The sequence below is a fragment of the Collinsella sp. AF04-24 genome, assembly GCF_003465685.1.
Lineage (GTDB): Bacteria > Actinomycetota > Coriobacteriia > Coriobacteriales > Coriobacteriaceae > Collinsella > Collinsella aerofaciens_AP.
In genome coordinates this window covers 1-14,110 of record NZ_QSBK01000020.1, presented here as the reverse complement: position 1 = coordinate 14,110, position 14,110 = coordinate 1, and the positions used below count along the sequence as shown (strand labels likewise).

12 protein-coding genes and 1 pseudogene are annotated in these 14,110 nt (G+C 59.9%); 8 read left to right on the top strand and 5 right to left on the bottom strand.

Annotated elements, in window-relative coordinates; genetic code table 11:
• The first annotated feature begins 9 nt into the window (after positions 1-9).
• Positions 10-660, top strand: coding sequence for an HAD family phosphatase (locus DWV32_RS08250; RefSeq protein WP_117757858.1), 651 nt, complete (start codon positions 10-12; stop codon positions 658-660).
• Positions 661-1,030: 370 nt separating this feature from the next.
• Complete coding sequence (locus DWV32_RS08245) at positions 1,031-2,725, top strand: ATP-binding protein (protein ID WP_158566120.1); 1,695 nt, start codon at positions 1,031-1,033, stop codon at positions 2,723-2,725.
• A gap of 302 nt (positions 2,726-3,027) precedes the next feature.
• Here DWV32_RS08245 and DWV32_RS08240 read toward each other — a convergent pair whose 3' ends face one another.
• Positions 3,028-3,906, bottom strand: a complete 879-nt coding sequence (locus tag DWV32_RS08240) for an ATP-dependent sacrificial sulfur transferase LarE (RefSeq protein ID WP_117757856.1) — start codon at positions 3,904-3,906, stop codon at positions 3,028-3,030.
• Between the two features lie 173 nt (positions 3,907-4,079).
• On the opposite strand from DWV32_RS08240, the gene DWV32_RS08235 reads away from it, so the two are divergent.
• A complete protein-coding gene (locus DWV32_RS08235) occupies positions 4,080-4,730 on the top strand; it encodes an HAD family phosphatase (protein ID WP_117757855.1) in 651 nt (216 codons plus the stop codon).
• On the opposite strand, the gene DWV32_RS08230 is transcribed toward DWV32_RS08235, so the two are convergent.
• Positions 4,727-5,860, bottom strand: a complete 1,134-nt coding sequence (locus DWV32_RS08230; RefSeq protein ID WP_233540441.1) for a LacI family DNA-binding transcriptional regulator — start codon at positions 5,858-5,860, stop codon at positions 4,727-4,729. The two genes, DWV32_RS08235 and DWV32_RS08230, sit on opposite strands and share 4 nt — an antisense overlap.
• A gap of 532 nt (positions 5,861-6,392) precedes the next feature.
• Here DWV32_RS08230 and glmS point away from each other — a divergent pair.
• Positions 6,393-8,240 carry a glutamine--fructose-6-phosphate transaminase (isomerizing) gene (gene glmS, locus DWV32_RS08225; protein WP_117757853.1) on the top strand — a complete coding sequence of 616 codons (1,848 nt, stop codon included), beginning with the start codon at positions 6,393-6,395 and terminating at the stop codon, positions 8,238-8,240.
• Positions 8,241-8,356: 116 nt separating this feature from the next.
• On the opposite strand, the gene DWV32_RS08220 is transcribed toward glmS, so the two are convergent.
• Complete coding sequence (locus tag DWV32_RS08220; RefSeq protein ID WP_050766156.1) at positions 8,357-9,058, bottom strand: GntR family transcriptional regulator; 702 nt, start codon at positions 9,056-9,058, stop codon at positions 8,357-8,359.
• Positions 9,059-9,251: 193 nt separating this feature from the next.
• Between DWV32_RS08220 and DWV32_RS08215 the strand changes: the two genes are divergently transcribed.
• The 3 genes from DWV32_RS08215 to DWV32_RS08205 all read left to right on the top strand — a co-directional run bounded on the left by DWV32_RS08215 (position 9,252) and on the right by DWV32_RS08205 (position 12,437).
• Entirely contained in the window at positions 9,252-10,286 is a 1,035-nt protein-coding gene (locus tag DWV32_RS08215) for a YeiH family protein (RefSeq protein ID WP_117757852.1), read from the top strand.
• Positions 10,287-10,559: 273 nt separating this feature from the next.
• Positions 10,560-11,777: a helix-turn-helix domain-containing protein gene (locus DWV32_RS08210; protein WP_117757851.1), complete on the top strand. Its 1,218-nt coding sequence runs from the start codon at positions 10,560-10,562 to the stop codon at positions 11,775-11,777.
• An 84-nt stretch (positions 11,778-11,861) separates the two neighbouring features.
• Positions 11,862-12,437 carry a hypothetical protein gene (locus tag DWV32_RS08205; RefSeq protein ID WP_147346223.1) on the top strand — a complete coding sequence of 192 codons (576 nt, stop codon included), beginning with the start codon at positions 11,862-11,864 and terminating at the stop codon, positions 12,435-12,437.
• Between the two features lie 63 nt (positions 12,438-12,500).
• On the opposite strand, the gene DWV32_RS08200 is transcribed toward DWV32_RS08205, so the two are convergent.
• Positions 12,501-13,022 carry a nitroreductase family protein gene (locus DWV32_RS08200; RefSeq protein ID WP_117757849.1) on the bottom strand — a complete coding sequence of 174 codons (522 nt, stop codon included), beginning with the start codon at positions 13,020-13,022 and terminating at the stop codon, positions 12,501-12,503.
• A 294-nt stretch (positions 13,023-13,316) separates the two neighbouring features.
• On the opposite strand from DWV32_RS08200, the gene DWV32_RS08195 reads away from it, so the two are divergent.
• Positions 13,317-13,607 carry a CDP-alcohol phosphatidyltransferase gene (locus DWV32_RS08195; RefSeq protein ID WP_118260475.1) on the top strand — a complete coding sequence of 97 codons (291 nt, stop codon included), beginning with the start codon at positions 13,317-13,319 and terminating at the stop codon, positions 13,605-13,607.
• 319 nt (positions 13,608-13,926) lie between these two features.
• Here the strand turns inward: DWV32_RS08195 and DWV32_RS08190 are convergent.
• A pseudogene (locus tag DWV32_RS08190) lies at positions 13,927-14,110 on the bottom strand (IS30 family transposase); the annotation flags it as partial.

Genomic DNA, 14,110 nt, shown 5'->3' with positions numbered 1-14,110 from the left:
GGGGCCGATATGATCAAAGCTGTTATTTTTGACATGGACGGAACGCTGATCGATACCGAGCGTTTGGACATGAGGGCATGGAAGGTGGGCGCGGCCGAGCTGGGGATTGCGATTGATGATGCGTTAATCCATCAGTTTATCGGCCGTTCGAATGCCGATGTTAAGGACATCCTTGAGGCACATTACGGCAAGGGCGAAACCGCCGACGCGATTTTTGCCCGCAACATTGAGCTTCACACTGAGATGGCCAAGACCGACCTGGAGCTTAAGGCCGGCGCCGCCGAGTGCCTCGACGAGCTGCTGGCCGCGGGCTATCACGTGGGCCTTGCGACGTCGTCGCGCCGCGTTGCGGCCGAGCGCAACCTTAAAACGGTCGGCCTCTTTGACAAGTTTGAAACGGTGACCTTCGGCGAGGATGTCGCATATGGCAAGCCCGACCCCGCGATTTACCTGCTCGCCTGCGAGCGCGCGGGCTTTGCTCCTGAGGAGTGCGCCGTGGTCGAGGATTCTCGCAACGGCTGCGTCTCGGGCATCACGGCCGGCTGTCATGTCTTTGCCGTCTCCGATATCGTGCCGCTGCCGCAGGACGTGGCGGATGGCTGCGAGGCCGTGCTCGATACGCTGTTCGATCTGACAGCGGCGGTCAAGGCCGTGCGCTAAAGGTATGCGCCGAGGTTGATGACGGTAGCTTCGGCGTGGCCCCGCTTGCGTTTCCCCAGATAAAACCTGCCAAAATAAACCTGTCCTCTTTTGGCGGGTTGGCGGGGCAATGCCCGCCGCAACTTAGGACACGGTTGGGATGTGTACGCTTTAAAGAGCGGCGCCCATGGTTAGAGAGATTACGCTTGTCTCTCTAAATGTCTCTCTAAAGAAAAAATCGGTTAGAGAGATGGCCTTAGGTAATCTAGCAGTGAATTCGATACATCTCTCTAAATATCTCTCTAAAAGAAGGTGCTCATCTCTCTAAAGTTAGAGAGATATACTAAGATTTAGAGAGATAAATCTATTGTTTTAGAGAGACGGAATGCCAATGCTGTTGGATGAACCTCTTGGCCTTATCGTTGAGCGCCTTCGCAGGCGGGGGACCGATGACGCATCGGTAGAAGTTAAAGCCTGCACGAATAAATTGAGTGCAGACGTATGGGAGACAGTGAGTGCTTTTGCGAACACTGCGGGCGGGCTCATTATTTTGGGCCTGAACGAAGCCGAAGGATTTGTTCCTTCTGCCAACTTTGCTATCGACAGGGTGCGCGACCAGTTTGTTTCGGGTGTCGGAGACGGAGGCTCAGCGGCGGTGGTGACCCATGCGCCGCGGTATGAGCTTGATCGAGGCGAGGTCGACGGGCTCCAGGTACTTCTGGTGCGCATCTTTGAACTTGAGCTCAAAGCGAAGCCATGCTATATCGGCGCGCGCGGCGTGCAGAACGGTAGCTACAAGCGCGTGGATGATAAAGATATCAAGATGTCGCCCGCTGAGCTATATGAGCTACAGAGTGCGTTGCTTCCGAGTGATGCAGACGGTACGGTGGTTTCGGAGGCAACAGTCGAGGATTTGGATCCGGATGTCGTGCGGTCCATTATCGCAAATCGCCGGCTGCAGACCCCGCGCGTTTTGCGCGGGGCCGATACGCTGGAAAAGCAGCTGGCCAGACTCAATATCACTACAAAGGATGGGGATGTGAAGCTCGCGGGGCTTCTGTCGGCGGGAATTTACCCCCAGCAGTTCTATCCCAAGCTGATGATCGATGTCGCCGTTCATTCCGATGTGGAAAAATCTGCTCCTGGGCAACCCCGGTTTATTGACCGCCAGTTGTGCGATGGCCCGATTCCGGCTTGCATCGAAGATGCCCTCGCTGCGATCGGACGAAACTTGCGCAAAGCGGCGATAGTGCGAGGCGCTGGTAGAAGGGAAGATTGGGAAGTACCCCAGGAGGTTTTGCGCGAGGCCTTGGCGAATGCCTGCATTCATCGAGAGTATTCGCCCATGTTTGTGGGGCAGGCCGTGAGCGTCGATATCTACCCAGACAGAATAGAGATCAAAAACCCCGGCGGGCTTTGGGGCGGAAAGACGGTGGACAATCTTGCGGACGGGGAATCGCGCTGCCGAAACCCAAAGCTCATGAGTCTGATGGGGGCGACGCCGTTAGAGCATGCTGAGGGGGCTGTTGCGGAAAGTCAGGGATCTGGCATCCCGGCTATGATTCGCGAGATGGAGTCTCGTTCGCTTGGCAGGCCGAAATTTATCGTTAAGGCCGATTCGTTTACGGTGCTGCTTTCCCGGCACGGGGCGGAGCTTGCTGAAAACCGCATGTGGATTCAGGGCCATGTGGACACCGAGCTGACGCATCGCGAGGAAACATTACTCATGTTTATGCGGGAGCATGGGTGCGTATGCGATGTTCAAAAAATACGAGAGGCTTTGAAGTGGGATTCGGATGACATTCGCCTGATCTGCGGGGACCTTGTCGATAAACATGTCCTGTCAAAATGTGGCAAAGACGCGTTTGAAATTATCGATATGAGCAGAGAATCGTCAGCTTCGACGGCGGATAGGATCCTGGAGGCTCTCAGCGCCGGAATGGATATGACGGCGCGAGAAATAGCGGTTGCATCGGGGGTCAAGATTTCGTCCGTCCGTTACCATCTGCCAAAAATGGCGGATAAAGGACTCATTGAAGTAATGGGTTCATCGACGAGCCGCAACCGCCGCTATCGGAAGAGGTAGATGCAGCCGAGTTGCCTCTCTAGTGTCTCTCGAAGTTAGATGGATACTAGAGAGGCGGTGGCTCCGCGATATTTCCCCAGATAAAACCTGCCAAAATAAACCTGTCCCTTCTTGGCAGGTTGGCGACAATTTATGTAGCCCAGGTTGAGCATAAGCGAGCGAGCAGATTCCGGGTGCGGCAAGGTGACGTGAAACAAGCGGGCGCTGACCTTTTGGTCGCGCCCGTGAAGTTGAACGTCAGTTTGCCGTGCCCGGAACCTGCGCAGCGCCGAGCAGTTACGCCGTTTGTAAAACGGCGTAACTTAAAGGTTCATGTTGCCGTGGATGTAGGGGGTGACCTCGGGGGAGATATGGCCGCAGCCTAGGTTGCGCAGGGCAGATTCGATGGCGACGGGAAGCGGGGCCTTGCCCTCGTCGTTGACCGCGGTGCTGCCGAGGGCGGCGATCTTGGCGACGTCTGCCGGCGCGGCCTCGATATGCATGCAGCCGCCAACGAGGCGTGCGCGGACCTGGGCCAGGCCAAGGTTGTGCAGGTAGTCCTCGCAGGCGCGAATCACATCGACCTTCTCGCGCGTGAGCTCCTCGCCCGTGGGGACACGCGTGGCCAGGCAGGCTCCTGCTGGCAGGTTCCAGACGGGGTATCCCCAGGCGCGCAGCAGCTCGCGCTCTTCGTCCTTGGTAAAGCCGACCTCCATGAGCGGCGATCGCACGCCGAGCTCCTGGGCGGCGCGCATGCCGGGGCGGTAGTCGCCGCGGTCGCTTGCGTTACTGCCGTCGATAACGGTGGGAAAGCCCAGCGACCTGGCGTGATTGACGATGGCGGTAAAGCCGGCGCGCTTGCAGTGGTAGCAGCGGTCGGCGTCGTTGCAGGCTACCTGGGGGAGCTGCAGCTGATCGACCGAGAGGTTGAGCACGGGGAGCTTAAAATGCGGCCCCTCATCGGCCTGCCCGTCAACCGCCCACTCAAACGAAGCCTGCTCGGGCGTGCCGATGAGCGGCGTGGTGAGGTGAACGAGAAGCGTGCTGGCGGGCATGATGCGGGCGCAGACCGCGGCCAAAAAGCTGCTGTCGACGCCACCGGAAAAGCCGATGGCGACGCGTCCGTATGCCAAAAGCAGCTGCTCGAGCGCTGTGAGTTTGTCCTGAAGCCCCTCTGCAGGTGCGGTGGTGTCTGAAAGCATGAATCGATCCTTGCCGTTGAGTACTCGGTCGAAAACTATAATCCTACCGAGCCGCTTGTCATAAGACTTCTATCTATGTAACGAAAGTGCAATATGCTATATACGTTATATACAAGTTTACAGGTGCGGTAAAGTTGCGGGAGTACAGCAGCGCGAAGCGATGGGGGACCGATATGATCAAGGCCGTTATTTTCGACATGGACGGAACGCTGGTCGATACCGAGCGTTTGGGTATCAAGGCGTGGAAGGCGGGCGCGGCCGAGCTGGGATTCGCGATTGATGATGCGCTGATCCATCAGTTTATCGGCCGCACGCTGCCTGATGTCATGGAGATCCTTGATGTGCATTACGGCGGCCGCGAAACCGCTGAGGCGATCTATCGTCGTCACAAGGAGATTCGCGACGAGATGGTCAAGACCGATCTGGAGCTTAAGGGCGGTGCCGCCGAGTGCCTGGACGAGCTGCTGGCTGCGGGCTATCACGTGGGTCTTGCGACGTCGTCGCGCCATGTTACCGCCGAGCGCAACCTTAAGATGGTCGGCCTCTTTGATAAGTTTGAGACGGTGACCTGCGGCGAGGACGTCGTACACGGCAAGCCCGACCCTGAGATGTACCTGCTCGCCTGCGAGCGCGCGGGCTTTGCTCCCGAGGAGTGCGCCGTGGTCGAGGATTCCCGCAACGGCTGCGTCTCGGGCATCACGGCCGGCTGCCACGTCTTCGCCGCTCCCGACATCGTGCCGCTGCCGCAGGACGTGGTGGATGGCTGCGAGGCTGTGCTCGATACGCTGTTCGATCTGCCGGCAGCGGTCAAGGCCGTGCGCTAAAGGTAGGCGCCCAGGTTGATGTCGGTTATTGGGGCCGCGGATGGGCCCGTCGGGCGCTGCTCGGCCTTTTGGGTGCTTACGCGTTCGAGCAGGAAGGGACGCACGAGCTCCTGACGGTTAATGTCCTCGGTGGCTGTGACCGTGGTGACGGTACGCGCGGCGGAGCCGATGCGGACTCGTTTGGTCTTGGCGGCGGGCTTGTCCTCGATCTGTTCCATGAGCAGCTGCACACCCTTGCGGCCAATTTCGTAGCCCGGCGGTGCCACGGTGGTAAGGGGAACCGACCCGCTCCATGCAAGGGGGTTGCCGTCGCAGCCGGCCACGCGGACCTGCTCGGGGACGGAGATGCCTTTGTCGGTCAGCGCCGAGATAACGCCCGAGGCCAATACGTCGGTCAGACCGATGACAAAATCGGGGCGCTCGTCAGCAGGGCGCTCGGCAATCTGGGCACCGATACTGTAGCCGTCGGCTGCGGTATTCCACTCTCCGGCGTCAATGACTTCAATTTTGATATCGGGATACAGGGCAAGGGCCTTGTGAATGCCAAGTACGCGCAGCGTGAGCTGCATAAATGCCGCTCTACCCACAACGGTGATATGGCGTGCGCCGCGGGCGATGGCGAGCTCGGCGATAATACGCCCCTGTGCCTCGTTGTCGGCGGCCACGTAGTAACCGGGCTCGGAGCAATGGATGTCCAGATGGACGATCGGCACGGGCATCTTGGTCATAGCGGGGTGCCAATCGGGAGATGCCATGGGCTGCACCATGACGCCGGACATCTGCGTGCCCATAAAATAGCGCAGGTAATGGTCCTCGAGAATGTTGTCGTTATCGGCGTTGGCGATGAGCAGGTCGTAACCGTGCTTGCGGGCCTCGTTATGGGCGCCGCTGGCAATTTGGAGCGAGAAGCCGTGGTCAAGGCGGGGGAGGACCAAGCCAAAGGACTTGGTGGTGCCGCCTGCAAGCTGACGGGCGCTTTGATTGGGCAGGTAGCCAAGGCGATTGATGGTCTCGTTGATGAGCCTGAGGGTCTCGGGGCGCAGCTTGTCGGGGTGGTTGAGCGCGTTGGATACCGTGCCCAGTGAGACCCCCGCCTCGCGCGCGACGTCGCTGATTTTTACCTTTGCCATACCGGCCCCTTTGATGCGTTTCAAGTACAAGGCAGATTGTAGCATCCTAAACCTGCCAATTAGGGACAGGTTTATTTTGGCAGGTTTTATCTGGGGAAACGCCGTTGCCGGCGCGACCACCACGAAGGGGGCAGGCACCTTTGTGGTGGCTTGAGCTGCCCGGGCCTTCAATTGTCTCGATCTGTAACATCTGGACGGCAAAAGCGGCTCTACCTGTTACAGATTGAGACATAGTGCGGGGGCCGAACCGTAATGTCTCGATCTGTAACACTAAGCCGGCTTATTGCGGCCCAGATGTTACAGATCGAGATCTTTCGCCGGGACAGAGCGCTGGCCCGCCCCAAACCACCACAAAGGTGCCTGTCCCCATCGTGGTGGTTTGGACGTGTGTACATCGGGTGGTATCTAAGTTGAGATACCACATCTGGTATATCAGCTTGCGCCTGCGTGAGTACAATACTCGAACGTTATACGTCTCAGCGCCCCTTGTGCGTGGGCGTTTTGCAGTCACGCGGACGAAGGGATTTATCCTATGTGCGGAATTGTCGGCTACACCGGCTCTGATATTGCAAAGAACATACTGGTCACGGGCCTTAAGCGTATGGAATATCGCGGCTATGACTCCTCGGGCGTCGCGCTCGAGGTGGGCGAGGGCGCCGCGGCGCACCTCGACGTTATCCGCCGCGTGGGCAAGGTCGCGGGCCTGGAGAGCGAGCTTTCCAATATCGATAGCGACGCAACCTGCGGTATCGGTCACACTCGCTGGGCTACCCACGGCAAGCCCTCCGTCGTTAACGCTCACCCCCACACCAGCTGCGACGGTCGTATCGCCATCGTCCACAACGGCATCATCGAGAACTTCGCCGAGCTGCGCGAGGAGCTGGAGGGCCGCGGCCATCACTTTAAGAGCGAGACCGATACCGAGGTCTTCGCGCATCTGATCGAAGAGGCTTATGCCGAGACGCACGACCTGACGGCCTCCGTGCGCGAGGCTTGCACCCACGTGGTCGGTGCCTATGGTCTGGCCGCCGTATGCGCTGACGAGCCCGGCGTGATCGCCGTGGCCCGCAAGGATTCCCCGATTGTGGTCGGCGCAGGCGAGACCGGCGCCTATGTCGCCTCCGACGTCATTGCACTCATCGACGCCACCCGCGATGTCGTGGTGCTTGAGGACGGTCAGTTTGCCAAGCTCACGCCCGCAGGCGTCGAGTACACCGACGAGGCCGGTAGCGCTATCGAGCCCAAGGTCACCCACATCGACTGGGACCTGGACATGGCAGAAAAGGGCGGTTATCCCGACTTTATGCTCAAGGAAATCCACGAGCAGCCGCGCGTCGTGCGCGACACGCTGGTTGGCCGTATGACGCCTGCCGGCGAGCTCGACATCGATGAGCTGGGCCTTTCGCTCGAGGAGCTCAACGACATCGACCGCGTCTACGTGATCGCTTGCGGCACCAGCTATCACGCTGGCCTCATTGCTAAGAATCTCATTGAGGGCTGGGCTCGCATCCCCACCGAGGTTGAGGCGGCCAGCGAGTTCCGTTATCGCAACCCCATCATCACGCCGACGACGCTCGTCGTTGCCGTGTCCCAGTCGGGCGAGACGGCCGATACCCTTGCCGCCATTCGCGATGCGCGCATCAAGGGCGCCAAGGTCTTTGGTATCACCAACGTGGTGGGCAGCCCGGTGGCGCGCGAGAGCGATGGCGTCATCTACACCAAGGCCAACAAGGAGATCGCTGTCGCCTCGACCAAGAGCTTCATCGGCCAGGTCGTGAGCCTGACGCTGCTGGCTCTGCTGCTGGCGCAGGTCAAGTACCGCCTGACCACCAAGCAGACGCGCATGCTGTTCCGCGAGCTTTCCGATACGGCCGAGCAGATCCAGTGGATTCTGGATACGCAGACCGAGGCCGTGCACGAGGCCGCGCTTGTCTGCAAGGACGCGCAGTCCGCGCTGTTCGTGGGCCGCGGCATGGGCGCCGCTATCTCCTACGAGGGCGCTCTCAAGCTCAAGGAGGTCAGCTACCTGCACGCCGAGGCCTACGCCGCCGGCGAGATGAAGCATGGCCCCATCGCACTGATCGACCCGGGTTTCCCTGTCATCGCTGTGGCCACCAAGAGTGCCACCTACGACAAGACCGTGTCGAACCTTATGGAGTGCAAGGCGCGCGGCGCCAAGGTCATCGTCGTTGCCACCGAGGGCGACGAGGAGATCAACAAGATTGCCGACTGCATCATTCGCGTGCCGGCCGTCCGCGACGTGTTCAGCCCCATCACGGCGAGCGTCCCGCTGCAGCTGCTCGCCCGCGAGGTAGCCATCCTGCGCGGTTGCGACGTTGACCAGCCCCGCAACCTGGCGAAAAGCGTCACGGTCGAATAATCGAGTTCCGTCGTTCTAACAACTAAGGCCCGGCTCCGCATCAAAGACGGAGCCGGGCCTTTTCTGCATTTGCCCAGATAAAACCTGCCAAAATAAACCTGTCCCTTTTTGGCAGGTTAGCGGAGCTTGCTGGTCTCGAAGTACTCGGGGAACTGGTCCAGAACCTCGGTTTGGTTGCGGAACATCATATGCAGGTGCTTGCTGACCAAAAAGCTCGCTTCGATGGGGTCGCGACCGGCGATAGCGCGGCGAATCTGCTTGTGCTCGTTCACGATGTCCTGATTGTCGAGAACCTGCGTGGCGGCGCGCAGCCAGCGGAAGCGCTCCAGGTCGGCATTGGTCTCTTCGAGCCACGACCAAACGGTGCTGCGACATGCGATGCTAAAAATCATGTGATGCATGAGGTTGTCGCTCAAAAAGAAGCCGATGCGATCCTCTTCGGCCATGGCCTTTTCCTGCAGCACGATGGCGCGGTCGAGCTGCTCGATGCCGGCCGACGTGGCTCGCGCACAGCACTCCACAATCACCTGCTTTTCCAGATGTTCGCGGATGTAGCAGGCACTCTCGGCAAGGGTGAGGTTGATGGGTGAGACGTAGGTGCCGCTCTGGGGCACGGTGCGCACCAGGCCTTCCTGCGCCAAGCGAACCAAAGCCTCGCGCACAGGGGTGCGCCCCATATCCAGGTCGTCGCAAAGTTGCTTGACGCCCAGCTTTTCGCCCGGCTTGTAGTCCAGGTAGACGATTTTGCGTCGAATGGTGTGGTAGGACTGGTCCTGTAGGCTCGTTTCCTGCTCGCCGACGTGCATCGATTCTTCCATAGCGCCTCGCAACTGTTCTATCAAACTCATATGTCAGTTGTTAATTATGCCGCGAATCAGCTCTCCGCGGTGGGTAATTCGGCTGTTGCCTGAGAACTATTGCGGCATCTTAGTCTGTGTTTGCGCAAGGCTGCGCTCAATGTTGCCGTATCATAAGCCGTCGCAAACGTGAAATAGAAAGAAGGAATCCCATATGCAACTGGCAAATATCGTACGCGAGCGCTGGAAAGGCGTTTTGTTCTGCCTGATCATCGCCATTCCCGCGACGTTGCTCGGCAAACAAATTGAGGTGGTTGGCAGTCCGGTATTCGCCATCCTCTTTGGCATGGTCCTGGCGCTCGTCTTTCCCAAGAATCGTCGCGAACAGCTCGCCGCCGGCGTCACCTATACGTCCAAAAAAGTCTTGCAGTACGCGGTTATCCTGCTTGGCTTTGGCATGAACCTCTCCCAGATTCTGTCCAAGGGCGCCCAGTCGCTGCCGATTATCGTGGCGACAATCTCGACCTCGCTTGTCATCGCCTTTGTGCTCTGCCGCGTTATGAACGTGCCGGGTAAGATCGCGACGCTTGTGGGTGTGGGTTCGTCGATTTGCGGCGGTTCTGCTATCGCCGCGACCGCACCCGTCATCGATGCCGACGATCGCGAGATTGCCCAGGCCATTTCGGTCATCTTCCTGTTTAACGTTATCGCGGCGCTCGTGTTTCCAACGCTCGGCGGTATGCTCGGGCTGACAGACGAGGGCTTTGGCCTGTTTGCCGGCACCGCCATCAACGACACCTCGTCCGTAACGGCTGCGGCGAGCGCCTGGGACAGCATGCATCCCGGCGCCAATGTGCTCGAGAGCGCCACGGTGGTCAAGCTCACCAGAACGCTGGCCATTATTCCCATCACGTTGGTCCTCGCATGTTGGCAGATGCATCTGGCGCGCAAGGCCGGCGGCGACGCTAAAAGCACGTTCTCGCTTAAACGCGCGTTTCCCATGTTTGTGCTGTTCTTTGTGCTGGCGAGCGTAATCACCACGGTGCTTCAGCTTCCCGCGTCCATTACGGCGCCCATCAAGGAGCTGTCGAAGTTCTTTATCGTGATGGCCATGGCGGCTATTGGCTTTAATACCGATATCGTCGAACTTGTCAAAAAGGGCGGCAAGCCCATCGCGCTGGGCTTTTGCTGCTGGATTGGCATTGCGTGCATGAGTTTGGGGATGCAGCACGTGCTGGGAATCTGGTAGAGAAGTAGCTTATTTGCGTGCTGCGTGCTGCGTGCTGGTGAGCGCATTCTCACGGTGGAGCGATAGGAGCTCTTGCGGGTATGGCTTGTCCGCAGGTTTATAAGTCCCGAAGAGCTCTTATCGCCCCGCCAGGATGGCGATGCGGGGCAACACCTATACTCGCAGGTCGGCGCTTTCTGCCCTATAGTGTTTGGTGAGCAATATCGTTCAATTTTGAAACACTCGGTCGTGCGACCGTCGGCGGCTGCACGTCGCCGCGGACAGGGGCAAATTATGGATAGCGATGCCAAGCTGAACATCTTGACCGAGGCCCTGGCTGCTGCCGGGGCCTCGGCATTGGCAATCGATGTGCGTGGGGACGTCGCGATTTCGACCATGAATGACGCGGCGCTTGAGCGGGATGTGGCGGCTTTTGTCGCTGAGCGCCTCGACCGTATAGGAGACGGCGCGCGTCTGGTTATGGGACGTGCAGGTACGCGCCTGAGTCTGACCGTTCGCCCCACCGACAAAGAGGGTGGGGGCCTTTGGGTCGTCGTGGTCCGCGAGGTGCGCGGCGCCGCGGCACATGCGGGCATCGAGTGGCTCAACGCCGACGAAGTTGAGGCCCGCTACGAATCGAGCGCGTACGGCATCGTTGAGGGGGCGGCCTCGGTAGCTGCGCCGGTCGCCGAGAGCTACGCGCGCGGTGTGCCCCTTATGCTCGAGGGCGAGCTGGGAGCGGGTCAGATCGAGATCGCCAAGCGCCTCTATCTGGACGGTCCTTTTGCCGGTCAACCCTTTGTTGCCGTTGCGCTCGATGAGCTTACCGATCGCGGTTGGCGCCACGTGCTCAAAAGCGCCGAATCGCCGTTGTTCCAAACGGGGCTGACACTTTGCATTGCGGGCTGGAATGCGGTTGGCCCCCAGCGCCTTCGCGAGCTCGTTTCCACGATGGCCGACACCGCGTTGGCGACGCGCTGCCATGTGGTGCTGACGGCGAATGACATGCCGGGCGGCAGCGAAAGTGATCAAGCCGCCTTTGTGACCGAGCGCTTCGCCTGTGCGGTGAGCGTGGCGCCGGCAATCGTCGAGCAGGGAGCCGCGTCGACGAAGGTTGCGCGCTATTTGGAATATCTCGCTGATGCATTTGGGACGGCAGCACCCACGCTGTCCGCCGCGGCGACGAAGACGCTCGATGCTTACCGCTGGCCGCGCAATTATCTGCAGCTCCGCGAGGTCTCGGAACGACTGTATATATTGGTGGGGGCGGGCACGGTGGATCGCGCTGTGGCGGAGGAAGTGCTAGCCCAAGAGGACGTGATTAAGACCGCAACCTTTGGCGCCCCGACACTCGAAAGCGACCTGTATATCCTGCGACCGCTGACCGATACCGAGCGAGATATCGCGCATCTGGTTGTAGATCATCTCCATGGCAACCGAACCCGTGCGGCGGAGGTGCTGGGCATAAGCCGAACAACGCTGTGGCGCTTGCTGAAGGACGATGACCGTTGAGCGAGGCGCCCGTGACCGCGCGCGACGCGTGTGCTACAGTCCAAAGCGTTATTGTTTCGATTTGGTTACGGCGTGCGGGGGCGTATGGCTGAGACTACAAAACCGAGCCGCAGAAGGCGGAGCGCCGCGCCGGTCAACCGACGCACGACATCGGTAACGTGGGGCAAACACGCCTCGGGGTTTGATGGTTCGTTCAAGCGCACTAAATACGGCTATCCTTCGGCAAGCGCCCGCTTGGCCATGCAGGCAGAGTCCTCGTTGTGGGGCCGCAAGTGCGTGGTGGGCTCAAAGCTCAAGCACGACGGAACGCTCGGCTACATCAGCCGCGGGGCGGCTCGTCGCAGCGGACTCAATCCGGCTGGTTGGCATCGTTATGTTCCGATCACGGTCGTCGTTGCAGTGATCGTCATCGCACTCGCTGCGCTTGGCTACGCCGGCGGTGGCGCCAACTTGGACGCGGTGTTTAAATCGCCCGAGCTCGCGCATGCAGGCACAGAAGTTGTCGAGGGCGCTCAGACCCAGACGGGCGTCGCACCCCAGCGCGGCATCGTCGCGGCGGCCTCCACCATCGCCGACGCTCAAAAGGACGAGGGCGAACAGAGCGACGGCGCCGAAACGACCCACACGAACGAAACGACGACAACTCCATCGGCAAGATAAGTTGCGAGTGGGGTGGCTAAAATAGCCCCGTCCCAAATTAGCTACCCCTATGACGCTCCTGGGTTACCTTACGTAGACGACGTTGTCGCGGCGGGGTTTGGGCTCGGGTAGCGTGTCCTCGGCATAGCCCAGAATGCAGTGACCGACACCGCGCAGGCTGCCGTCGGCGGGCAGGCCCCAGCTGGCCAGCAGCTCCAGGCCCTCGGGCGAGTCAAAGACCTCATGCGCGCGGTGAATCCAGCACGAATCGACACCCAGTGCATAGGCGGCGTTGAGCAAGTTGCCCATGGCGAGCGAGCCGTCTTCCAGATGCGTGGGCACGCTGCGGTCAACCAGCACCACCACAACGGTCTTGGCACCATAGAAGGGGTCGCTGTTGCTGACCATGACCTGGGCGTTGAGCTGTGAGAGACGCTTGACGGTCGCGGGGTCGGTGACGGCGACAAACGTCACCGGTTGGCGGCCCATGCCGCTCGGTGCATATTGGCCAGCTTCGATAATACGTGCAAGCTTTTCGGCCTCGACGGGACGATCGCTGTATTTGCGGCAGCTGCGGCGGTGGATGAGCGCTTCGATAGTCTCCATGGTGTCTCCTTGTAGTGGCGTTGCAGATGCCCCGTTCATACCCGTCGGGCTCAAACGGTAGACGGTCAATTGCCCGGCCAAAAGGATAGATTCCAATTGGGAAAGTAGGTTTGCATAAAAGTACCTTCAGAATGTGACAAACAAATGGGATGGTTAAACGTTTTATCCCGTCTACCCTGCGGTTTTTTACCACTTGCCTAAATGACGAACGCATAAGCCCTGATAAAGGTTTTACTAAAGGAGTACCAACGTTTATCAACGCGCCATGGTGGCGCCGGGCCAGGAGGTAACATCATGTTCCAGGCTGGAGATGTCGTCGAGACCGACTTCGAAGGATTTCTGAAGCTGTTGCGTTCCAAGACGCGCGCTTTCGTGTCGATCAACGATCACGAGTACTACATTACGCACACCGATGGCTATTGGCGTGTTCAGGATTGCGAGGCCCTCAACGATAAGGGCCACTTTACTGACTGCTCCGAGCTGGTCAACACGGTCTGCGAGGTCGTCGAGCTGCCTTGGATCTGCGGCAAGAGCCTGCACGACAGCTTCTCGGGCGCCACGGTCTACGAGGCCGTCGCTGCTTAACAGCCAACAATCGATATTCTCTCGCAACCGTCGGCGCCGCCCCGCGCCGGCGGTCTTTTTTGTCGATATGTTATGTAGGTCGCACGTCTTGGGTTGATTTCCGATCTCAGCCGAACACATTGAGCGAATAGGCCGTTCCCGCAGCTAGCCGAACGCCCCCGAGGTCCCATTCGGGCCCCCGGTCGGCATTTTCCCAGTTGAAGGAACGGTGGAGATGTGTTTCGATGGGTCCGGTGGCCATGCTCCGCCCGCCGCCCGGCGCCTCCTCCCAGACCCAGCCGAACGGTCGGTTCCGTCTATTCCGTTTTTCCCTTTCAGGCTAGGACAGCGGGGCATCGCCCCTCTCATCGCGCGCCCGCGCGATGAGCCCCGGCGTCAGGTCGGGCCCGTCGACGGGCACGTCCTCGATGCCGTACGCCTCCAGCAGCGCCGCCGCGTCGTCGCCGAGCGTCGCCCGGAAGGCGCGGGCGGGCGTCGCGAAGCCGAGCGCGCCGCGGGGCTCG